We start from the raw sequence: 22,735 nt of genomic DNA on the forward strand, positions 1-22,735 counted from the left end.
TCCCTTATTTTATATTATACACATATCTATATTTTTCGCAAAAATGAAGGAAAAAATAAAGAAAAATGATTAATGAAATTTTTTGCTCTTTCTTCATCATACCCGCGAAGGTAAGGATACATTCCAAATTTGTAACAAAAGAAAATTAATAACAATCCCCTTACGCTCTTATACATAAAAAGAGAGTCTTTTTATGTAAGACTCTCTTTTAATCTTTCTTTCTTTGAATATTATATATTTTCTAATTTTTCTCCTCTTCCTATAGCAAAATAAAGGAATCCGCGTTTCTTCATTTCAGAAGGATCATAAAGATTTCGTCCATCAAAAATAAAAGGTGATTTTAGTCGCTTTTTCATATCTTTGAAATCAGGACTTCGAAAAATTTCCCATTCGGTAAGAATTGCCAAAGCGTCAGCACCTTCGATAGCTTCTTCGGGAGATTTACACAATATAAGACCCTTTTTATCCCCATAAATACGTTTTGCTTCCTCTTCTGCTTGAGGGTCATATGCGCGAACAGTTGCACCAGCCTTCCACAAAGCCTCCATTAAAACTCGACTTGAAGCTTCTCGCATATCGTCAGTATTTGCTTTAAAAGCAAGTCCCCAGACAGCGATAACTTTTCCCTTAAGATCTTTTTTGAAATGAGCTGAAATCTTTTCAAACAAAAATTTCTTTTGGTCAGCATTTACCGCTTCCACCATACGAAGAATTCGAAGATCATGTCCACAATCTTTCGCTGTTTTTACAATAGCTTTTACATCTTTAGGAAAACATGCTCCTCCATATCCTGGGCCTGGATAAATCCAATGATATCCTATACGAGGATCTGATCCTATGCCTCGTCGAACAGACTCTATATCAGCTCCAAGTTTTTCAGAAAGTCGAGCTAGATCATTCATAAAACTAATCTTGGTAGCAAGAAGAGCGTTAGCAGCATATTTGGTAAGTTCTGCACTTCGAACATCCATTTCGATCACTCTTTCATGACTTCTGTTAAAGGGTGCATAAAGCTCTTGAAGCATTTTTCGAGCCTTTGCGCTATCCGTTCCGATAACGATGCGATCTGGATTTTTAAAATCAGCAACTGCTCGTCCCTCCGCCATAAATTCAGGGTTAGAAACAACATCAAAAAGAATTTTTTTCTTTCGTTTGTGTAATTCTTTCTGAATAGTATCTTTTACCTTATCTGCAGTCCCAACGGGAACAGTTGATTTGTCTACTACTACTTTATAACCCATCATATTCTCTCCAATACTTTTGGCTACGGCCAAAACATATTGTAAATCAGCGGATCCATCTTCATCAGGAGGAGTTCCTACAGCAATAAATAAAATATCTCCATGAGTAACCGCAACTTTTGGATCTGATGTATAGGAAATTCGTCCAGCTTTTGTGTTTTTCTTAATAAGTGGTTCGAGACCTGGTTCGTAAATAGGCATTTTACCATTTTTAAGCATCTCTATCTTCTTTGTGTCAGTATCCATGCACATGACATGATTCCCCACTTCTGCCATTGCTCCCGCCATTGGTAATCCTACAAAACCTGTTCCGATAATTGTTATTTTCATATAGTTTTTTATTCAGATACCGTATTATATCTCCTTTTTCGTAATTCTTTTTATACTATAATTCATTCTTTTGTGATCTTTGTAATATATTTTCGTAACTATATCCGCCAAAAGACCAAATATAAAAAACTGAACTCCAATCATAATAAAGAATACTCCCATAAGAGGCCAAATTTTCTCACTAAGCTCAGCTCCAAAAAATATTTTTTCAATAGCCATCCAAGTAAGAAGGAATGAGCCCATAAACAAAAGAAGAAGACCCGCTCCCCCAAAAAGATGAACGGGACGATGTGAATATCGATTCCAAAACCAAACCGAAACCATATCTACAAAGCCCTTAATGCCTCGTTTCCAGTTATATTTGGTTATTCCCTGAGTTCTGGGATGATGACTTACTTTTACCTCTCCAATACGAAATCCTTGAATTTCAAGAAGTGCTGGGATAAAACGATGCATCTCTCCGTACAAATCTAAATTATCAAAACATTCTCTCCGAAATGCTTTGAGACTACAACCAGAATCATGGATAGTATCGTGAAGTAAAACCTTTCGAAGTAAATTAGCTCCCCGAGAAAATATTTTTTTGCTCAATGAATCTTTTCGCTTATGACGCCAACCAGAAACAACATCAAAATCATTTTTTTCTATTTCTTCAAGAAGTAATTTGATATCTGCTGGATCATTTTGCAAATCACCATCCATAGTAACAATAATTTCTCCCTGAGAAGCTTTAAAACCAGCATCAAATGCTGCTGTCTGACCGAAGTTCCGCCGAAATTCTATGAGAGTAAGAGGTGAAAGAGCTCGAGCTTCTTCAAGAGTTTTATCATGAGATCCATCATCAACAAAAATAATTTCGTATGGCCTTTTTAAAGCATTACATGCCGAAACAATCTTGGAATGTAACTTTTCAACATTACCTTCTTCGTTGAACAAGGGGACAACTACTGAGAGAAACGGGCGTGATGTGGACTTTTCTTCCATACAAAAAATTTTATATACTTACAATAGTATAGACGCATCCCCAAGAAGAGGCAAGTTTTCGAACTATAAAAATCTCCCCCTTTTCCTCTGAAACTTCCATAGAAAAAAATTCCTTCTTATTTTGATGCATAAAAAATTTAAATTTAAATCTAGATCAGAAAAAAATCTTCTTCCTCCCCTCCTAATCCCCACAGTAACCTTCATACTATGTGTAAGACGATTCCCTGCTTTATCTGTTACTTTGAGAGTAAGGGTGTAGATTCCATTTGAAACAGATTCAGGGATGATGAAGAAAGAATCTTTTTGTTTGGTATCTTTTTCCATTCTTTATGATAGGGAGTGAGTTTTACTTGATAGGAGTCTATACCAGAGAAGTTATCTTTTGCAGGAAAGTCTATTCTTGTTCCTCTTGTTACGTTTTGTGTTTTTGGAAGTTCTGTTTTGAAGGTTGGAGCTTTTCTATCATAGATTACTTTAAACCATTGTGAGATGTCAGATTCATTTCCTGCTTCATCTATAAGTTTGATAGCATAGTGTCTTGAATCATTTTTTTCTTTTTGGGAGAGAGTATTCCCAATTCCCATCTTTATCTATACGTGCAGTAGCTATTTTTCTTTTTGCTCCAAGATAGGTTCTTTGATACACAACGATAGTTCCATTCTTTGCTTCTTCATTCCTTCCTTTAAGTTTGGGACGTTCTTTTTGTGTATAGAAGGTTTCTCCTTCTTCTATGTTTGTTTTCTTTGTTCCTTTGAGTTCGAGAGTGATTTGAGATTTTGGTTCGAGGGTAGGTTCTTTTGTATCTATAGTAGTATCTTCTGAAGGAGATGTTTGTATGCTTGTACTATTTCCTACATTGTCTGTAGATCGTATGTATATGATGTGGTTTCCATCAGAGAGATTGGTGAGGTGCAGGTGAATGATTCTTCTTGTTCTTCAAAGAGAGAATCGTTTGAGGTGCATGGAGTCCATGATCCTGAGAGAGAGTCGAGTTGATACTCTACGTTTTGGATAGTTCCATCAGTATCTTTTGTTGTTCCGGTAAGAATAAGAGTGGAATCATTAGTAAGAGGAGGGAGAGGGTTAAGAGTGAGGGAGGGATAGGTGAGGTCTATGGTGAAGGTGAGAGATTGTGTTGTTTCATTTTGAGAAAGAGCATTGTCTTTGACTCGTATATATACAGTATGAGTTCCTTCTTGAAATTCTTCTGGGGTACAAGAGAAGATTTCTGAAGATGAATCAAAGAGAGAATCATCTGGAGTACAGGGAGTCCATTCTCCTTCTGTGGAGTCTACTTGGTAGTGTACTTGGTATATATCAGAAAGTTCATCTATGGTTGTTCCTGTGATGGAGATGGTTGTGTCTGAAGTTGGAGAAGAGATGGGAGTAAGAGTGAGGGAGGGAGGGAGGATGTCAGGGTCGGTGAAGGAGGCGAGGTTGAGATAGGAAGAGTCATTGTTTATGGAGTTAAAGGAGCCTCCTGCAAGGAGGATGGAGTTGGAGAGAGCGAGGGAATAAATGGTACTATTCACGTTCGGATTAAAATCAGGATCAAGCACCCCTGTCAAAACATTGACTTTAGCAAGGCGATTTCTGGTTTGACCTCCGACTGTAGTGAAATCTCCTCCGAGGTAGAGATCGGGGCCGGAAGTCAGAAGTGATCGAACGGCATTATCCACATTCGGATTAAAGTTCTCATCCAATACTCCTGTTGTGGTATTGACTTTGGCAAGGTGATTGCGGGTTTGACCTCCGACCATAGTGAAGTCTCCTCCCGCATAAAGATCAGATCCGGAGAGGGCGAGAGAGAGAATATAACTATTCGCATTTGGATTAAAACTCTCATCCAGTATTCCTGTTGTGGCATTGACTTTGGCAAGACGATTTCGGGTTTGACCTCCGACCGTAGTGAAGTATCCTCCAAGGTAGAGATCAGAGCCGGAGAGGACCAGGGAATAAACCCGATTATTCACATTCGGATCAAAACTCTCGTCAAGTGCTCCTGTAGTAGCGTTAAGTTTAGCAAGATCACTTCGATCATAACCTCCTATAAAGTAACTAAACTGGCCTCCTACATAAAGACTAGATCCAGAAAGAACTAAAGAAAAAACATCATCCGTTATAGTACTCTCAGGATTAAAGTTTGTATCTATTACTCCCGTATCGGCATTGACTTTAGCTAAAAAACTTCTTGATTGTCCTCCGATGCTATAAAATTCTCCTCCTACATAGAGGTTAGATCCAGAAAGCACAATCGCATTAATAGTATCATCCGCATCAGGATTAAAATTCTCATCCAATGCTCCTGTAATAGCATTCACTTTAGCGAGACTATTTCGGATTTGACCTCCGACTGTGGTAAACCGTCCTCCGAGATAAATATTAGATCCAGATAAAAGTAAAGAGTAAACACCACCACCATCTGTATTTGGATTGAAATTAGGATCTACTGTACCATCAGAAAGGATATGAGCAACATTGACGGTTTCTACATTTCCTACTTTGGTAAAAGATCCTCCGATATACCAACCTCCTGATCCATCGGAAAGAGAGGTTCGGACAGTACCATTTACTTTAGGAAACGTTACATCCATTTGATTGGTTGTAGTATCAATTTTTACACCATTTCCTGTATAAGGTCCTATTTGAGTAAAAATTCCTCCCAAATAAACATTTCCCTCTCCGTCAGGAATCATAACGCTTACTGATCCACCTGGAACACTCTCCCAAGCAGGATTCAATTCCAACTCCCCTGCATGAGCAGAATATGAAAGAAAAAAGAAAACAAAGAACATTCCGAAAAGTGTGGGGAGAAAATGTGATTTTTTGTAAGAGAGGATTCTCATATTTTTTTATTTCATTATTTTTTTACTCTTTTTAGTATATCACAAAAAAAAGGGGGGGTGAATTCCTTCTCTCTTTCATAAATATTTATTTCTTTTTCTTTTATAAACAAAACGAAAAATCAGAATTTCTATCTAAAAACCCTTCATTTTATTTCCTATACATTGTAGAAAAAATCTCTATTTCTTCATCTCTCGAAGAAGTTTTTTAATTTCTTCGAGATCACTCTGCATATCACGAATTTCAGATTCAGCTTTAGTATCAACGGCAAGATCCTTAGCTGCTTTTGCACGATCCCAATCAGCAGCGCGATTTTGACTCATAAGAATAATAGGCGCTTGGTATGCTGCCATAAATGAAAGAAAAAGATTGAGAAGAATAAATGGGTATGGATCCCAGCGATATACAACTAAAAGAATATTTGCAATAATCCATGCACACAATAAACAAGAAAGGATAATAATAAATATCCAACTTCCTGCCCACTTAGCAATAGTATCTGCAGCCTTTTGACCAAAGGTTCGTTTTTTTCTAGACAAACGAATTGGTGAATTTATTTTGGGCATATTTTTTTAAGAAATATCTCTATTTCCCACAGCAACCCCCTCCACAACATCCGCCCTCTTCTTCCTTTTCAATTTTAAGATGTGTTCCATCGCAACGACCTTCTTCATTTTCTGTATATCCACAAGAGCAAAGAGATACTGTTTCATTTGCATTTTCTGCATTAGTCAAAATATGAGGTCCTTTTCCGATACCTCCCATTTTCGTAATTATATATTTTTTTTCTTCGTTCATATAAATTCTTCTTTACTCTATTATTTTTCCACCTTTTTTATCGTTAAAATGACTGTCCAATCATTCACAGTAATTTCCTTTTCTGCATCAGCATTTTCTATCCTACCAGAGATAACCTCTTTTGCCAAAGTTTCTTTGGCAATAAGTGATGCTCCAAAAAGAGAAAAAACTTCTTCCGCTCCAACATATCCCAAATGAATACGATTTTCTACGTCATATTTTGCTTGATTTCGCATTTCCTGAATAACGCGAATAATCGTTCTTGCGAGGCCTTCAAGCTTTAGCTCTGGAGTAATGTTTGTATCAAGTTCTACATCGAAACATTTTTCGTCTTCTTTGCAGATCACTTTTTTTACATTCAATTCTTCTTTGATAATTTTTTTATATTGACTGGAAGAAATAATTACAGGAAGAGTTACTGAAGCAAGTGGTCTTCGAACTTCAATACCAGCTTCTGCACGTTTTTGTAAGCCTTTGGAAATATATTCTCGCGCTAAATCCATATTTTGCAAAACCTCCTCATCAATATTTTCATCCTTTGTTTGAGGATAATCTTCCAAATGTACTGATTCTTTTTTCGTTAAGTTTCGATATATTTCTTCAGAAATAAATGGCGCAAATGGAGCTAAAAGTTTAGAAAATTCTACAAGAACATAGTAAAGAGTTTCGTAGGCCTCTTTTTTGTCCGCATCATTTTCACTTTTCCAGAAACGTTTTCGACTTCTTCGTATATACCAATTAGAAAGATCGTCCACAAATGGAGCAAAATATCTCGTAGCCCGTGCCAATTCATAAAGCTCCATAGCTTCATTCACTTTCTTTGTCAGTACCCAAAATTTAGAAAGTAACCATCTGTCCAAAACATGCTTTTTTTTCTTTGTTACAGGAGTAATAGAAATATCTTGCGGAAGAAAACCATCCACATTGGCATACATAGTAAAAAAAGCATACGTATTTTGAAGCATTCGAAACATTCCTCGAAAAATTTCCGCTATATCCTTCTCCGAAAAATTTAAATTTTCTGCCATAACTACGGGCGAGCCCAAAAGATACATTCGAAGCGTATCCGCACCATATTTTTCAATAATACCAGAAGGATCTGGATAATTTTTTAATTTTTTGGACATTTTTTTTCCATCCTGAGCTAAAACAATTCCATTTACAATAACATGAGAAAATGCTCTTTTCTCTTCTATTCCAGAGGCTAAAACATGCAAATAATAAAACCATGCGCGCGTTTGATCCACGCCTTCGGCAATAAAATCTGCGGGAAATGTTTCTTGAAATTTCTTTTCATTTTCAAAGGGATAATGAAGTTGAGCATAGGGCATTGATCCACTATCAAACCAGGTATCCAAAACATCAGGAATCCGATTCATCTTTCCTCCACATTCACAAGGAAGAGTTACTTCATCAATATATGGACGATGAATATCCACCTTCTTGGAAAAAATAGAGCGAATCTGTGCATTCTGAGCATGCCATAATTTTTGTTCTGAAAGATCTTCTTTATTTGAAAGTATCGCTTCAATAGCCAAAAGAGAATCTTGATGACCCACAAGTACAATAGTTTTTCCTGAATATTTAGCATTGATATCTTTGATAAGTAATCGGGCGCGTTTAAGAATATCTTCAAACGTTTCCACTTGATCTGTATTTTCTTTCTGCGAAGAAACATTAGGATATTTTTTCCGAATATCTTGTACTTTTTTTCCTTCAAAAACTCCGAATGAAGTTTCTCGAAGGCGATCATCTTCGATAATATCAGATACTTCTTTTTCCCCTATTGTAGCGATAATCTCAGCTGTTTGACGAGCTCTTGTAAGTGGCGAAGTTATAATTATATCTACGAATTTTGTCGAGAGTTCTTTTCCGGCTTCTTCTACTTGCTGTATTCCATTTTGAGTGAGTGTATTTTTTGGATCTCCTTGAGAGTCAAGAAATAATTCAACATTACTCAATGCTTGAGCATGCCGAACAAGATAGAGACGATTTACTCCCCCAAGTTCAGAGGCTATTTCCATAACAGAAGAAATGACTCGCGTTTTTGAGCAGTCTTCACATTTCCAAATCGGCATCACACTTGCCCAAAATCGTTGTCGGCTTATAGACCAATCTCTAGCCCCAGAAAGCCAATTACCAAATCTTCCTTCTTTAATATGTTCTGGAACCCAATGAATATCCTGAGCATTGGTAAGACATTTTTCTTTAATCTTTTCTACAGCAACAAACCAACTTCCTGTCGCATAATTAAGAAGGGCCGTATCACAACGCCAACAATGAGGATAGCTATGTTCGTATTTAGCATGAGAAAAATAACCTCCGCTTTTTTGCAAAGCTTTGAGGAAAAAAATATCAATTTCTCGGACATCTTTTGGATTTCCCTTAGCACGGAGTTTTATATCTTGCCCTGAAAACTCACCAAAACCATCAAGGATTATTCCATCTTTTCCTACGTGCTGAACGAAAGGAAGATTGTTTGTCTTTCCTATATTCATATCATCTTCTCCAAAAGCTGGAGCGATATGAACAACACCAGCTCCTTCGTCCGTAGTAACAAAATCAGCGTGATAAATCTTCCATCCATTTTCTTTATTTTTCAATTCAGTATTCGAAAAAGGGAAAATAGGACGATATGATTTCCCCAAAAGTTTTTCTCCAAAAAATTCTTCTTTCATTTCATATTCAAAACCTCCCAAAACTTGAGATAATCGATTTTTGGCTATGATAAAAGTTTCTCCGTCAAAGGCTTTTATTTGTACACGACAATATTCAATATCTTTACCCACTGCAAGGGCTACATTTCCTAGTATCGTCCATGGCGTAGTAGTCCACGCTAAAATGTATGTTTGAGGCTCATCTTCAAGTTCGAATTTAACGGTTACAGAAAGATCTTTGATATCTAAATATCCTTCAGCAACTTCTGATTGTGACAAGGTTGTCTCACATCGAGGACAAATATGCATAGATCGGTATCCCTCATAAATATAACCCTTCTTCCAAAGCTCTCCAAAAACCCACCAAACACTCTCCATATATTCCGGGTCCATCGTTCGATAGGGATCATCCATATCTGCCCACCGGCCAAAGAGATCGATAATTTTCTCCCACTCTGAAACATATTTAAAAACATTATCACGACAACGTGCATTAAACGCTTCAATACCGAGTTGTTCTATGTCCTTCTTACTCTTTGAACCAAGTTCTTTTTCAACTATGTTTTCAATAGGAAGTCCATGACAATCCCAACCCCATCGTCGCTCCACATACTTCCCTCGCATAGTCCAATATCTTGGAATAGTGTCTTTTATAACACTTGCTACTAAATGACCATAATGAGGTGTTCCTGTAGCAAAAGGTGGTCCATCAAAAAAAGAATATCGCTCATTCTCTCTTCGGTGAGCAATAGTTTTTTTAAAAATATTATTTTCCTTCCAATATTTTTGAACCTCTTTTTCTCGGCTGAGCACGGACTTCCGTGAATCAACCAAACTAAATAAAGGTTTTTGTTCTGTATTCATATATCCTAGTGTGCGACAAAATTATTTTTTTTTCAAGTAGAAAAAAATGTATTGTTTCTAAACTATTCTTTCTTTTATTTTTTCAAAATATTTTTGTATACTTCCAATGTTTTTTTGGCTGTTTGTTTCCAAGAAAAATTTTTGGCCTGTTGTATTCCCTTTTGAGCACACTCATGACGAAGTTTTTCATTTTTTACAAAAAGATTCATAGTCTGAGCCATTTCTTGAATATTTCTCGGATCAATGTACGTAACAGCATCACGAGCAATTTCAGGAATGGACGATGCTTTTGTGGCAATTGTTGGAGTACCTGTAGCAAGTGCCTCTAAAACCGTCGATCCAAAACCCTCATAGAGTGATGGCATTATGAAAAATTCCGCATTATGAAAAAGTGGTAAAAGATCGTCTCCTACAACATAGCCAGTAAATGCTATGCGAGAAAGAATTCCCAAATCTTTAGCCACTTGTCGATATTCCTCCGAAAACCAACCACTCTTTCCAGCAACCACCAAGGTAAAATCTTTCGAAACCCCTTTCATTTTCAAAAAAAGTGCGAATGCTTCCAAAAGCCTCGTTATATTATTTATCGGAGAAAGTGTTCCAAGAAACAATGCATAAGGAGTAGCAATTTTATGTTTTACTCGAAAATCTGCGCCATCTCCGGTAGGTGCTTTAAAAAATCTTTCATCTACACCAGCATAAACCACAGAAATCTTTTTTTTCTTTACACCAAATTTCTCGACTATTTCATCAGAAAGAAATTGAGAAGCAGAAATAATATGATCACTTTTTTTGACCATATAACGAATGAGCGATTGCTCTCTAATTCTTTGGGGAATAGAATACATTTCTGGAAAAACAAAAGCTCCTAAGGAATGTATTGTTGTTACACATGCTCCTTTATAAAGAAGAGGAATGCGACTCATTACTGAGGTAGAATGAAGAATATCAAGTTTTTCTCTCGTAATGGTTGCAAGACCAAGTATTTCACTATATGCCCCTGGAAGATATTTCTTATAATCAGAAAAAGGATAAAAACGAACCGAAACATGAGGAAGGGAAAATTTCTTAATATCTTTCTCGCGAACACGATAATCAAAAAATAAAACATATTCATTTTTCTTATCTTCTTCTATAAGATGTCTGATAAGCTGATATGTGTAATGACCAGAACCTATCGCATCTCCGTGCTCAGGATTGAGTATGGTTCTTGCATCAATTCCTATTCTCATACGCGTACATTTAAAAAATTCCAAAGAAACGAACATCTATCTATTCATCTTCATCCTTTACCCTTCATTCGTCAAGGAAAGTACTCTATTTATTTTCCCAATTTTCCGCTTATAAGGGAAACAAGGAAACCAAGAAGAACAAGTAATCCTCCAAGGATAAAATATCCAGCATAAGAAGTTCCTGTAAAACTATTAAGTAAATGAACAGATCCTAGTACTAATAATACTACACCCAAAAAAGATATTCCCACCACTACTGATTTGCGAACAATGTTTGCAATAGCCATTTCAAAAGAAGATCGAATTCTTCCCACAAAACCATCGCTAAATTCTCGTATAACCGTGGTTGCGTACGTCATTACAAGTTCCCGCCATTCAAAAGCGCTTTCTTCTTTTGCTTGTTTTTTTTCTTGTTTTTCTGTCATATATATATTTTAAAAAGTTATAAAGTAAAATTTACTATTTTCATAGTATACGATTTTCTCATTTTCGTCATATAAAAATAGTTTTACTCCTCATCCTTCGTATTTCCCATAGTAGCACGTTTTTCATTATCTGACTGGTATTCATTTCTTTTCTGAGACACATTGAACGCCCCAAACTTAATCTCACCTCATCGAAGTTTTTACAAAAAAAGTAATATTTAAATTAATACCTAAAAATAGAGAAGGCTTTTATTTAGCTGCTTCTGGAGTAAGTTGAAATGATGCATCTTTTTCTAAAAGTGCTGACTGAGAAAATTCCCCTTTCGAAGTTTTAATAGTCAATTTCAAAGGAACATCCCCCAGACCAGATTGTTTCTGAAGAAGGATTCGATAATTTTCTGGATTTTTAAATTTTTCTGGAAGTTGATACACAATTTTTCCTTTCGTAGAACCCCCTATAAGCACATCTACCTTGGCACCAAAATACGTTTTTCCAAATTCGTCTTTTGTTATAGGAGATCCCACCATTTCACGACTCAAAAGAACAGAGCCTTGAGGAACATATAAGCGCAAATAGCTATGATAATCACTTGTCCTCCAATCCCCATATGGAGCTGTATGTTCATAAGTATAAACAAATGTCGCTGTAGGTACTTCACCACTAATATCTACCAAATATTCTATAGAACGTTTCATATAATAATCACTCTTAAGCGCTCCCATATTCGAATCAACCGCCATAAGATAATCACCATCCCACTCAGTATTCACACTTCCATCCCAACTATTTTTCTTGGCCATTTGTTGGAGCTCTTCATCCTGAAACCAAAGCATTATATTTTTTTTCTGCATTTGTGTGATTGAAAAATCTACAAGTTTAGAAATATTATCGATCGACATTAATTTATCGATGATAAGTGGGGCCATAACCTTTATAATATTTTTTCTTTGTTCTTTTGCTTCAGCAGAAACATCATCTCCCAAATAAGCCTTTTCCACAATTTCTTGAAGTTTCCACGCTGCATTTTCACTCGTAAACTCTGTTGAATATCCAGGGACTCGAAGAGGTCCTGTAATTTCTAAGACGCGATTTAAGACTTCAGCATTCACAGCGATCACACCATCAAAATTCTTATTTCCCCCACTCAGTCCATAGAAATATTTTATTTTCTCTACATTAGTAGGGAAATCAGGAGAAAAATTACTATCTCGAAATTTCCAATTTTTAATACCTATCATTTGTTTAAATGGATACGGTGCTGGTACCGTAGCATAAATCCGCTGATCCAAAAGATTAGCATCTTCCACAAACAATTTCCCCACTTCGCCATTAAGAACTTCTACTACAGCATACTGACCCAGAAATCCCCCTCCCGGACGAAGTTCGTACTGATTTTGTAAAAGAATCAGATACCTTCGTTTTACACTATCACCCTTTAAGACCGAATGAGCTATCGCATTAGCACCTCCTATTAAATCTTTTGTGTCCTGATTTATAGGCAAAAATTTCATAGTAGCATCAGCAAGCGTTACCGCGTTGAGAAGTACTGTTGTTTTTTGAACACCTTTGAAGCTAAAAATAATTATCCCTCCCACAACCACAAATACTATAACCAAAAAAAGAGAAAAATTTTTTTTATTTTTAAAGTGAAGAAATGATTTATTTTTCATATTTTTGTTCAAACTTTATATATTTTCTTTTTCATGTAACTTGGATTTTTTCATTTCCAAAATAAAATTATAAGTATTTGTAATTGTTTCACCGATTCGTTCTGTAGTAAATCCAGCAGAATCACACACACATTCAACTCGCTCCAAAGAAAAAGGATCCCGATGAGATTCTTTCAAAAATGCATCTATTTCAATAAGAAGTTTTTTGGAAAGGTCTGTATCTATAGGAAATGAATGTTCTTTTATTTTCTTTTCTTTTTCTATCAAAAAAAGTTGTGCTAAGTGTGAAGTAAGTTGTATTTGTAACACCATAAAAATTCGAAAAAAGAAATTGTCTATCTCTAACCTTTTCCCAGAATATCTGAAAAAGAAGAAAAAAACAAACTCCCTTTTATTTTTTATTTTCTTTCTTAATTCATACCCCTTTTATGAATTGAGAAACTTTCATAAAATAATAATTTCTCTAAAAATAAAAATTATTCCCCGAAGCGAAGAGATGATCCGCCGTTATAAAGAAGTTTTATTTGTTCATCGGAAAGGGCGTAGTTGAAAATTTGAACATCATCGATTTTTCCATTCCAATAATAATTTCCACCCCCACCATAATTACCCATTGTTATCGCTTGTGCCGAATAATTATGCGTATCTGGAGCTGAAGTTGAAAGATTCGCATTCAAATATGTATACGTTATTCCTGCTCGCCTCGTTACTAAAGCATGATACCATCTCCCCGTTACAAAATTTGATCCGAATCCAGTGGTATAGAGAGGACTTCCCGAACCAATAGTTGCATTATAATAACGTAAAATATTTGTATAATATTGTATCACACCTCCATTTGATCCATGATCTAAAACATATTTATTTCCAGTAAGATTATTTCCATTAATCCACGCAGACCATGTGAAGTCTCCTGTACCGTAAGCAAAAACGGGATTTGATGATATGTTTATTTTATCATCCGTTCCATCGAAAGTAAGTGACGAATTAAATTTCCCAGTAATGCCATTCCCCCATGCAGTATTGGGGGTTTGACAAGTACCTACTGATAGTTGAGTTCCTCCCGAACCACTCCACGTTCCATGATTATTATTTCCGGAGATATCGTGAATTATTGTTCCCTCACACTCATCCATATTCCAATACGCAATAGGTTTTCCACGATTATATTCCCATGCGATTTGAGCTGGAGTGCGAGCGTAATTATAGATACGAACGTCATCTATGGAGCCTGTAAAATAATAGCCTCCATTAGACCATTGTCCAAAATAATTTAAACTAATATTAATAGCTGGAATAGAAGAAGAAACGGAATTTGCTATAATTTCTTTTCCATTTAAATAAAGTTTAGTTGTGGCATTGATTGCTCCGGGTATTTTAACCGCCTCAAGATGATACCATTGGTTTGGATTTATTAATCCAGAGCTACTTCTATAACCAATCCCCCCATTAAATTCCGCTGAGACCGAGCCGTTGCCATTATTATTTATCATTAAGGAAAAATTGTGTAACGCTACCGTATCACCAAAAACAGCGATGGACTGTGCGGACGAAATTGAATCGGTTTTAAACCATGCAGAAAGAGATACGCTTGCATCACCGCTTATATTAAGTCCATTTACCGTTGAAGTACTATAGTCATTCGTTCCATCAAATTTTACTGCTTTTCCCACTTTTCCTACATCCCAAATGGGACCATTCGTGAGAGTTCCGTTATTATTTTTTCCACTCGTATCTTTGACTGTAGTTCCTGTTCCATCGTCAAATGTCCATTCTCCTACAGGAGTTGGATCAAGTCCCGAAGCGCAGTTCCCTTCTATATTTCCTGGAGGACAATATTTCTCATGAGCACCAGTTGCTGGACCACCTACCGTTACAGGATTTGCTGTTCCTTGTATTATTGCGCTTCCTCTATTGTATTCGACTTTAATTTCATCTTCAGTAAGGGCAAAATTGTAAATTTTTGTTTCATCGATCTTGCCTTTAAAAGCGTGTCCTGATAGTCCACTCCAACCAGAGCCATATGGGTATAATGTTCCAATTGCCAAAGAAACATTTCCATCGCTATAAACAGGTACCCAGCTAGAAATGTTATGCGTACCACTATTTGTTAGTTTTCCATTAATGTAAAGACTTACTTTTTTATCAAATCCTCTAATTGAAAAAGCTATATAATGCCATTTTCCTGATTCTATTGTTTTATTGAAACCCAAGCTATATCCCGTTGAACCCATAACGTAAAAAGATAAATTGGGGTTTACTCCACCTGTAGAACTTATTGAATAATTGTATTCGCCACTCCCATTCCATGGCTTGGAAATAATATTTCCTCCATCATCGGATGAGTCGGGTTTTACCCAAACTCCAACAGAAAAATCACTTCCGGTATACCTATTTGCTGATATACTATAAGGGACTTGAATATAATCATTACTTCCAACAAAATTTAACCCGCCTTATGTTCATATACATTCTTTTGACAAACAGGATCTCCTTTCATCAGAAACTTTCTTAGAAACGCAAAACCCTCGTCCACAATTTTCAGGATCAACCAACATAGCAAATGCTATCGTCGTTACCTCCATACAAAATACACCAAAAATTATTTTTAATGAGATTCCCGTTAATGATAATGGGTATTGGAGTCAAACACCCGAATCAGATCTCGAACCTGGATATTACACATTTTACATTTTTGTTCGGGATCCAAATAACTCAGCGATAATTTCCTCAAAAAATATTCCCTTTTTAATAACTGCTGAGAAAACTATAAAAGACTTAGGAAACAATATGCTCTCAGAAAAAATTCTTTCATCTTCATATAGTACTTCTCAAGCAAATCAACTATCACAGCCACCATTTGATTTTATCTTTTCTCTAAAAAATACAGCTGAACTTCAAAAAAAGAAACTCGTAGCATCAATAAAGACACCCAATTTTCCAGAAAAATATAGAGGGAAGGAATTTACAGTCAAGTTTTCTATTCTAAATGAAAACGGAAATGAAATTCTCGAGCCTTTTCATAAAACCATCGAGCTCACAAAAGATAGTACTTTAGATCAAAGTATTGAGATTCCTCTTTATGCAAGAAATGGCCTTCATTCAATACAGGCTGAAGTTTCATTTGAAAATTACTCTGTACATAAACAAAAATATTTTGATATGCATATAACTCCTGCAGTTATACGTCTCACACCATGAAAAATCAAAAAAGTTAGAAGTATTCCAAATACAAAATTTCTTTTAAAAAAGCTTTTTGTACACTTTTTTTCTGCATGTTATTTATGCGAACCACCTAAAAAGCAAAAAACCACTAGATTTTATTCTCGTGGTTTTATGCATTTTCATTAACTATTTTTATTTTGGAGCTGGTGGAGCAATTTGATTTGGATCAACACCTGAGGCTGGATTTACATTCGGATTTACTTCCCCCTTTTCTTCCCCTACTGGTTGAGCACCTTGACTAGGTATTGGTGTTTGCGGAGAAAGATTACTCTTTCCATCTCGAATATTTTGAATAAATTTCGTCAATTCCGTTTTTGCTTCTTTCGACTCTTCTGGCAAAATATCTAAGGCTTTTTGATAATATTCAATAGCTGTATCTTTTTCTCCCTTCCCTTCATGGAGAGCGCCCAGACTTAAAAGAGAATTAATTTCTTCTTTATTTACACCCAATATAGATTGAAAAAGACTTTTTGCTTTATCAATATCATCATTAGAATTTCTCATTTGATATAATCTAGCAAGGGTAAAGGTATAGGAAAGATTATTCGTTATTCCAACTTTTCGTACAGCATTCTCCATTTGCAAAATAGCCTCATCTTGATTTCCAAGGGTTTCTTCTACTATTGCTAAATGATAATGTCCGATAGGATAATTTTCTCTAAACTGCAAAGATTTTGAAAATTTTTCTTTTGCACTTTGTAATTTCTCTTTTTTTTCACGTTCCTCTTTAACTTTTTGAGAAATAGCTATATCAATCTGACCAAGTTTTAGATAAATATCAGGATTATTAGGCTCAAATTTAAGAAGTTTTTCATAAGCATCCTTTGCCTTATCTATAAAGGTTGGGTCAAAAAAAGCCATTCCGTCATAAACAACAGCAACATTTTCCTGAGCCACTGTATTTTCTGGCAACAAATCTCTTCCCGTTTCAACGCTTTTTTGTGAGAAAGCGAGATATTGAAATAACATATCATTATTTCTCTCTGCTTCAGGTTTAAGAGCTTCCTGATTAGATAAGGTCAGAAATTCTCGACCCATTCGCAAATAATAATACCCCTCCTTTGGAGAAAGTTGTATCGCCTTTCCATAATAATTAATAGATCCCTCCACAGAAACATTCGGTTGTCTCGCTCCAATTCCCGCATACACATCAGCAACAAAAACTTGTCCCATAAGCACAAAAATAAATGCCACTCCCACCATAAGAAGAAGTGAAACAAAAGACAGCGCAAGTGCAAAACGAGGAGATGCTTGAACCGAAAATTCAAAATATTCACTTTCTCTATCACTTTCAGAAAAAATCACACCCATAGCAAGAATGCAAAGCAGTATCATAACAATAAGAATAGAACCGTGCGCAATAGTAAGAAAACAACCTAACACTGCTATAACAGCAGCTGCCCAAACACCTAGAGAAAATAATTTATTTCTCTGTTGTTCTCTCGAAAGAAAATACATAGTCACCACGAATGCTATACCGAAAATACCAATAAGAAGAAATCCACCAAAGACACCCATTGTTGTCAAAGTCTCAAAGAACAATCCCCCTGCATGTTCCGGACGAATCTGATAAAAAGGTGTTTGAAAAAAAGATTCTGGAACATAAGAAGAAAAAGCTTGCCCATAAAGAGCTATACCTTTTCCAAAGAAAAGATTCTCACCCATAGCTCTTTTTGCTACATCCCAAGAAAGAGAGTAGGCGGGATAGAGTTCCTGTGGAAGATTTGTTTGCGCTATTTTTATTTTATCCCCCAACATAAGGATAATAAGAATTCCCACAAAAACAACCATAGGAATCCATGCAAAACTTTCGCTAGGTCGAATAATTCGAGAGAGAATAAACAAAAGAAAAACACCAAGTCCTAGAAGTACCCCAAGCCATGGAATATATTCGTACAAAGCAAACATCACAATTAAATCTAAAAAGAGCACGAAAAGTAATAAACCATTTATCAATTTTTCTTTTATATCAAGACTCTCAGATTTTTCAGAAAAAAACTCTGCTCGTAAAAATAAATGCGTAATAAAAAGAGGAAGTAATGACGCCAAAAATATACCCAACGCAGTAAATGATCCCATCACACTTGCAGGAAACCATTTAGGAAAAAATGGAACACCAAACACTACCAAAGAAGAAACTAAAACTGAAAATCCCCCAGAAAGAGTTATAGCAAAGAACATCATTCGAAGTCGTTTCTCTGTAGCATTACTCAATATAAAATAGTAACTCAAAACAAAAGCTGAAATAGAAAGAAAGCCTCGACTAGGATCCATAAATGCTCCTATAAAACTTCTCCATGTATCAGGGGAGAAGAATAAAAGTAGAAAAGAAATTCCCCACGCTATCCATATAGGGATATCTAAAGGGGTTTTTCTTATTTGAAGCGTCCCACTTGTTACCCCTCGAACTACCCAAGCTATAACACCAACAAGAAGGCAAAAATAAAAATAAAGTTGCTTTTCGAAAAAAACTCCCTGAAAAGTACTATTAAGAAAAAACAAAGGAACCCCAAAAAATAAAGCAAATAAACTTGTTGTTACAACACCCTCTAAAAATTTCTTGGATACGGCTGGTGAATTTTCCGCGGATTTTCTTTTTTCATTTCGAACCACGTGATAGTGCATATTTGGACTCAGAACATTCGAAATAGGAGTTTTTTCAGTCTGTTCTTTCATATTCTTCTTTCATTTAAAAATCAATATTTATTTTTTCTTTTATAATTTTAATTATATCAGTTTATTTCAAAAAAAAGAAATTTTTCTCTTTCCCTGGTAAATATAGATTATTCTTATCCAAAACACCACTTACAATTAAAAACTTTGAAGAAGTACTTTTTATATTTTTATAAAGGGATTTATTTTTTCATCATACACAGTATCGCGTTTTTTCATTTTTTTCTTTGTTGTCCTCTATTTTCTATTCTTATTTCTTATATATAAGTATGAATGTATATTTCTTGTTTAATTTTCTTTCAAAAGAATACTTGTGCTATACTTAAAAAAAGAAAAAATTAAAAATAGAACTTTCTTTCATGTTAGCAGCACAACATTTTCCTCCCTTTTCTCCTAAAGGAGAAATGATAAAACCTCCCTCAAAAAAACACAAAAATCTCCGTGCTTTTTTCTTCATCTTTTCATTAATTATAAGCTTTTCCCTAGGTAGCTATCTTATTTTTTTGGGCTTTATCTTCAAGCAAACAGGTCAAGCATTACTCACCATCACAACCAATACTCAAAACGCACCCATTCCTACAGTCTTGGGTATTACGAAATCTTTTCTCTCCAATGAACCTAGTAAGCCCCTCAAAGGAGAAGAGGAAAAGCGTATAAATATACTCCTCTTAGGAAAGGCAAGTGAAGATTATCCTGGTAAAAATCTCACTGACACCATCATGATCGCGTCTCTCAATACAGAAACAGGAAAGGTCTCTTTTCTTTCTCTTCCTCGAGACCTTTACGTCCCTATCTCAAAAACATCTTCTTCTACAAAAATCAATGCTCTTTATGCATTAGGAAGAAATAGCGATGATCCTTTTTCTATTATTCGAGATACTATCTCTTCTCTCCTCAAAATTCCCATCCATTATTCTTTTATGGTTGATTATAAAGCATTTATTCAAACTGTCGATGCTCTTGGAGGCGTTCAAATTACCGTAGAAAGAGATATCTTAGATACTCATTTTCCTGGACCAAACTATAGTTATGAAACATTCGAGCTCACGAAAGGTATTCATCATTTAGATGGATCCACAGCACTCAAATATGTTCGGGAACGCCATAGTGATCCTATGGGAGATTTCGGACGAGCAAAGCGACAACAACAAACACTCAAAGCCATAAAAACAAAAGCCTTTAATGCAAAAACATTTCTTAATCCCCTTGCTATTAATGAACTTCTTAGTACATTAAAAGAAAATGTTCGAATGGATATTTCGTTGGAAGAAATTCCTCGATTTATAGAAATTTCTCACACACTTGATCTTGAAAATATAGAAATGGTTGTTGTGGATGCATGGAAACCAGAAAGTCTCTTGCGTGTTTCTCATGTCTTTCTTGAAAATGGTCAAAGGATGTTTGCTCTCTCCCCTCGAACGGGAAGTTTCGATGAAATTCAAGAAACTGCTCAAAATATTTTCGATTCTTCCTATCTCAAAAAACGAAAAGAAATGATAACGAATGAAGAATCAACAGTTCTTCTTCGAGTACCAGAAAACCATTACGACACTGCTCAAAAAATAAAAAAACTTCTCAAAGAACTTGGATTTTCAGATATTTCTATCCAGAAAGACGCTTTTGGAGAAGATACCTTTCTTGAAGAAAATTCAACCGTATTCGACGCCACTCATCTCGAAAAACCTTTTTCATTAGATGAGCTTATAAAGAAAATACCTGCCACAAAAACAAATAATAATGCCGAAGAAGAAGAAGAAGAAGAAGAAGAAGAAGAAGAAGAAGAAGCCTATGATTTTATTGTTATTCTTGCAAATGATGCTTTTGAAAGATATAACTGGGAAGAGGCAACAAGAGAAGATCTTGAAAAAAGCACTTCTTACGAAGAATAACTCCTCTCCAAAATAATTCCTGATAAGATTTTTTCATTTTTCATTTTATAATATTTACTCCTTTATTTATTTTTATGTATCTCATTATTGGCCTCGGAAATCCTGGAACAAAATATCAAGAAACCAGACATAATGCGGGATTTATTTTTTTGGATACCTATATTCAAAATTGGGACTTTCCAAAATTCTCTCTTCATAAAAATTTTTCTGCCGAAACTTCAGAAGGATTTCTTTTGGAGAAAAAAATTCTTCTCGCAAAACCTCAAACGTATATGAACCTTTCAGGAAAAAGTGTTAAAGCGCTCATAGATTATTACAAAATTAATCTCGAAAACATCCTTATTATTCACGATGATAAGGACCTCTCTTTAGGAGAAATACGCACAACTCTAGAATCCTCCAGTGCTGGACATCGAGGTGTTCAAAATATTTTTGACATTCTTGGTACGAAAGCGATAAAACGCATACGAATTGGTATTGGTCCAGTTCAAGAGAATGTTCCAACAGATGCTTTTGTTTTGGGACAATTCACCTCACAAGAAAAAAAGAGTCTTCTTGATCATACTGAAAAAATTCAAGAAATTGTTTTTTCTTTTTTGGAAAAAAAATTCTAAAAATAGAAAAGCTTTAGAAAAAACCTTTTTTGTTTTCAATATTTTCTTCTATTGTACTATTCCCTTTTTAAAAGAAAAAGAAGAGATTATTCTTTATCTATTTCTTCTTTTTTCTCTTTTGTATATTCTTCGGCAATAGAACTAATAAGTTTTCGAATATCCCCCATAGCACCATCTTCTAAAATAGAGCAAATAAGAACTCGAGGATTTTTTCTTTTCAATGATCGGACTACTTTTTTTACTTCTTCTATTGTTTGTTCATCAGATCGAGAAACCAAAACCCATTCAGGTTTTTCCAAAAGCGTTGGATTGTAAATACCCAATTCTTTTCGAATATTTTTATAATCCAATAACGGATGCTCACTTGTAGCATTTACAAGGTGAAATAAAACACGAGTTCTTTCAATATGTCTCAAAAATTTATGTCCCAAACCTTTACCCTCTGAAGCACCTTCGATAAGGCCTGGAATATCTGCCAATAAAGTTCCGTAATACATTCCCAAATGAGGCTCCAGCGTAGTGAAATTATAATTTCCTACTTTACTTGATGATCGGGTAAGTGCATTCATTAGACTCGATTTTCCAACATTAGGATAACCAATAAAACCAATATCCGCTATAAGCTTTAGTTCGATATCTAAAGTTGCTGCTTCCCCTACTTTTCCAAGAGTTGCTTTATCCGGACTAGTTTTTCGGCTTGATCGAAAATGAAAATTTCCAAAACCTCCCCTTCCTCCATGAATAACCGTTATTCTTTGATCTACGAATAATATTTCGTATACCTTATTATTTTCTCGATTTCTAGCAACAGTTCCTACTGGAACCCGAACCAAAACATCTTTTCCATTATGTCCTGTTTTTACATTCTGACCGCCATTCCTTCCATCTTCAGCAAATATAGGTTTCTTGGATCGAAAAGCTCGAAGAGCTCCAATATCTGCGACACCCACGAGAACAACATCTCCCCCTCGACCACCATCTCCTCCCGTTGGTCCATACGTTTTCATCGTTCCAGAAAATTGGACAACTCCATCTCCACCCTTTCCGGCAGAAACTTTGAGAGTAATTTCATCAATAAGCATATTCGTAAAAAAAAGAGAATTAACAAGGAACTCTACCACGAAGCCCAATATTAATCAATGATACGATAACTTCCATCCTCTCATCTTTTCGATCTCGTCACGATAGGAAAAACCAGTCCAGAAAATCCTCTCCCACCTTCGCGAGACTCTACGTAATGGCGGTCATATCCTCCCGTCATCTCAAGCGAGTCCTCGAGTCAAGACTT

Annotated in this window: 17 protein-coding genes; 3 read left to right on the forward strand and 14 right to left on the reverse strand. The window is 35.5% G+C overall.

Annotated elements, in window-relative coordinates; all coding sequences use genetic code 11:
- Positions 1–230: 230 nt before the first annotated feature.
- The 12 genes from IPN70_01585 to IPN70_01640 form a co-directional block, all read right to left on the reverse strand.
- On the reverse strand, positions 231–1,571 hold the full coding sequence (locus IPN70_01585; protein QQS61603.1) for a UDP-glucose/GDP-mannose dehydrogenase family protein: 1,341 nt from the start codon (positions 1,569–1,571) through the stop codon (positions 231–233).
- A 24-nt stretch (positions 1,572–1,595) separates the two neighbouring features.
- On the reverse strand, positions 1,596–2,555 hold the full coding sequence (locus IPN70_01590; protein ID QQS61604.1) for a glycosyltransferase family 2 protein: 960 nt from the start codon (positions 2,553–2,555) through the stop codon (positions 1,596–1,598).
- Between the two features lie 236 nt (positions 2,556–2,791).
- The gene (locus IPN70_01595) at positions 2,792–3,139 is read right to left on the reverse strand and encodes a hypothetical protein (GenBank protein ID QQS61605.1); all 348 of its coding nucleotides are present in this window, start codon (positions 3,137–3,139) and stop codon (positions 2,792–2,794) included.
- A 267-nt stretch (positions 3,140–3,406) separates the two neighbouring features.
- Positions 3,407–5,401, reverse strand: coding sequence for a PQQ-like beta-propeller repeat protein (locus tag IPN70_01600; protein QQS61606.1), 1,995 nt, complete (start codon positions 5,399–5,401; stop codon positions 3,407–3,409).
- A gap of 177 nt (positions 5,402–5,578) precedes the next feature.
- Positions 5,579–5,965 carry a DUF1003 domain-containing protein gene (locus IPN70_01605; GenBank protein ID QQS61607.1) on the reverse strand — a complete coding sequence of 129 codons (387 nt, stop codon included), beginning with the start codon at positions 5,963–5,965 and terminating at the stop codon, positions 5,579–5,581.
- 19 nt (positions 5,966–5,984) lie between these two features.
- Complete coding sequence (locus IPN70_01610; protein QQS61608.1) at positions 5,985–6,197, reverse strand: hypothetical protein; 213 nt, start codon at positions 6,195–6,197, stop codon at positions 5,985–5,987.
- Positions 6,198–6,217: 20 nt separating this feature from the next.
- Positions 6,218–9,718: a class I tRNA ligase family protein gene (locus IPN70_01615; GenBank protein QQS61609.1), complete on the reverse strand. Its 3,501-nt coding sequence runs from the start codon at positions 9,716–9,718 to the stop codon at positions 6,218–6,220.
- A 74-nt stretch (positions 9,719–9,792) separates the two neighbouring features.
- The gene (locus IPN70_01620; GenBank protein ID QQS61610.1) at positions 9,793–10,950 is read right to left on the reverse strand and encodes a glycosyltransferase family 4 protein; all 1,158 of its coding nucleotides are present in this window, start codon (positions 10,948–10,950) and stop codon (positions 9,793–9,795) included.
- Positions 10,951–11,039: 89 nt separating this feature from the next.
- A complete protein-coding gene (locus IPN70_01625; GenBank protein QQS61611.1) occupies positions 11,040–11,375 on the reverse strand; it encodes a hypothetical protein in 336 nt (111 codons plus the stop codon).
- Between the two features lie 249 nt (positions 11,376–11,624).
- Positions 11,625–13,046, reverse strand: coding sequence for a DUF4012 domain-containing protein (locus IPN70_01630; GenBank protein ID QQS61612.1), 1,422 nt, complete (start codon positions 13,044–13,046; stop codon positions 11,625–11,627).
- Between the two features lie 15 nt (positions 13,047–13,061).
- Positions 13,062–13,358: a hypothetical protein gene (locus IPN70_01635; protein ID QQS61613.1), complete on the reverse strand. Its 297-nt coding sequence runs from the start codon at positions 13,356–13,358 to the stop codon at positions 13,062–13,064.
- A gap of 164 nt (positions 13,359–13,522) precedes the next feature.
- Positions 13,523–15,280 (reverse strand): hypothetical protein, encoded by a 1,758-nt coding sequence (locus IPN70_01640; GenBank protein ID QQS61614.1) that lies wholly within the window; start codon positions 15,278–15,280, stop codon positions 13,523–13,525.
- 556 nt (positions 15,281–15,836) lie between these two features.
- On the opposite strand from IPN70_01640, the gene IPN70_01645 reads away from it, so the two are divergent.
- Positions 15,837–16,247, forward strand: a complete 411-nt coding sequence (locus IPN70_01645) for a hypothetical protein (GenBank protein QQS61615.1) — start codon at positions 15,837–15,839, stop codon at positions 16,245–16,247.
- A gap of 156 nt (positions 16,248–16,403) precedes the next feature.
- Here IPN70_01645 and IPN70_01650 read toward each other — a convergent pair whose 3' ends face one another.
- Positions 16,404–18,947 (reverse strand): hypothetical protein, encoded by a 2,544-nt coding sequence (locus tag IPN70_01650; protein QQS61616.1) that lies wholly within the window; start codon positions 18,945–18,947, stop codon positions 16,404–16,406.
- 356 nt (positions 18,948–19,303) lie between these two features.
- Between IPN70_01650 and IPN70_01655 the strand changes: the two genes are divergently transcribed.
- Both IPN70_01655 and IPN70_01660 read left to right on the forward strand, forming a co-directional pair.
- Complete coding sequence (locus tag IPN70_01655; GenBank protein ID QQS61617.1) at positions 19,304–20,833, forward strand: LCP family protein; 1,530 nt, start codon at positions 19,304–19,306, stop codon at positions 20,831–20,833.
- A 74-nt stretch (positions 20,834–20,907) separates the two neighbouring features.
- Positions 20,908–21,447, forward strand: a complete 540-nt coding sequence (locus tag IPN70_01660; GenBank protein ID QQS61618.1) for an aminoacyl-tRNA hydrolase — start codon at positions 20,908–20,910, stop codon at positions 21,445–21,447.
- An 86-nt stretch (positions 21,448–21,533) separates the two neighbouring features.
- Here IPN70_01660 and obgE read toward each other — a convergent pair whose 3' ends face one another.
- Complete coding sequence (obgE, locus tag IPN70_01665) at positions 21,534–22,529, reverse strand: GTPase ObgE (GenBank protein QQS61619.1); 996 nt, start codon at positions 22,527–22,529, stop codon at positions 21,534–21,536.
- Positions 22,530–22,735: the final 206 nt, after the last annotated feature.

The organism is Candidatus Moraniibacteriota bacterium, assembly GCA_016699795.1.
In the GTDB taxonomy this organism is placed as follows: domain Bacteria; phylum Patescibacteriota; class Minisyncoccia; order Moranbacterales.

Excerpts from the sequence above, each read along its gene's own strand:
- IPN70_01585 (QQS61603.1), bottom strand. The coding sequence starts at position 1,571 with ATGAAAATAACAATTATCGGAACAGGTTTTGTAGGATTACCAATGGCG.
- IPN70_01590 (QQS61604.1), bottom strand. The coding sequence starts at position 2,555 with ATGGAAGAAAAGTCCACATCACGCCCGTTTCTCTCAGTAGTTGTCCCC.
- IPN70_01595 (QQS61605.1), bottom strand. The coding sequence starts at position 3,139 with ATGGGAATTGGGAATACTCTCTCCCAAAAAGAAAAAAATGATTCAAGA.
- IPN70_01600 (QQS61606.1), bottom strand. The coding sequence starts at position 5,401 with ATGAGAATCCTCTCTTACAAAAAATCACATTTTCTCCCCACACTTTTC.
- IPN70_01605 (QQS61607.1), bottom strand. The coding sequence starts at position 5,965 with ATGCCCAAAATAAATTCACCAATTCGTTTGTCTAGAAAAAAACGAACC.
- IPN70_01610 (QQS61608.1), bottom strand. The coding sequence starts at position 6,197 with ATGAACGAAGAAAAAAAATATATAATTACGAAAATGGGAGGTATCGGA.
- IPN70_01615 (QQS61609.1), bottom strand. The coding sequence starts at position 9,718 with ATGAATACAGAACAAAAACCTTTATTTAGTTTGGTTGATTCACGGAAG.
- IPN70_01620 (QQS61610.1), bottom strand. The coding sequence starts at position 10,950 with ATGAGAATAGGAATTGATGCAAGAACCATACTCAATCCTGAGCACGGA.
- IPN70_01625 (QQS61611.1), bottom strand. The coding sequence starts at position 11,375 with ATGACAGAAAAACAAGAAAAAAAACAAGCAAAAGAAGAAAGCGCTTTT.
- IPN70_01630 (QQS61612.1), bottom strand. The coding sequence starts at position 13,046 with ATGAAAAATAAATCATTTCTTCACTTTAAAAATAAAAAAAATTTTTCT.
- IPN70_01635 (QQS61613.1), bottom strand. The coding sequence starts at position 13,358 with ATGGTGTTACAAATACAACTTACTTCACACTTAGCACAACTTTTTTTG.
- IPN70_01640 (QQS61614.1), bottom strand. The coding sequence starts at position 15,280 with ATGGGTTCAACGGGATATAGCTTGGGTTTCAATAAAACAATAGAATCA.
- IPN70_01645 (QQS61615.1), top strand. The coding sequence starts at position 15,837 with ATGCTCTCAGAAAAAATTCTTTCATCTTCATATAGTACTTCTCAAGCA.
- IPN70_01650 (QQS61616.1), bottom strand. The coding sequence starts at position 18,947 with ATGAAAGAACAGACTGAAAAAACTCCTATTTCGAATGTTCTGAGTCCA.
- IPN70_01655 (QQS61617.1), top strand. The coding sequence starts at position 19,304 with ATGTTAGCAGCACAACATTTTCCTCCCTTTTCTCCTAAAGGAGAAATG.
- IPN70_01660 (QQS61618.1), top strand. The coding sequence starts at position 20,908 with ATGTATCTCATTATTGGCCTCGGAAATCCTGGAACAAAATATCAAGAA.
- obgE (QQS61619.1), bottom strand. The coding sequence starts at position 22,529 with ATGCTTATTGATGAAATTACTCTCAAAGTTTCTGCCGGAAAGGGTGGA.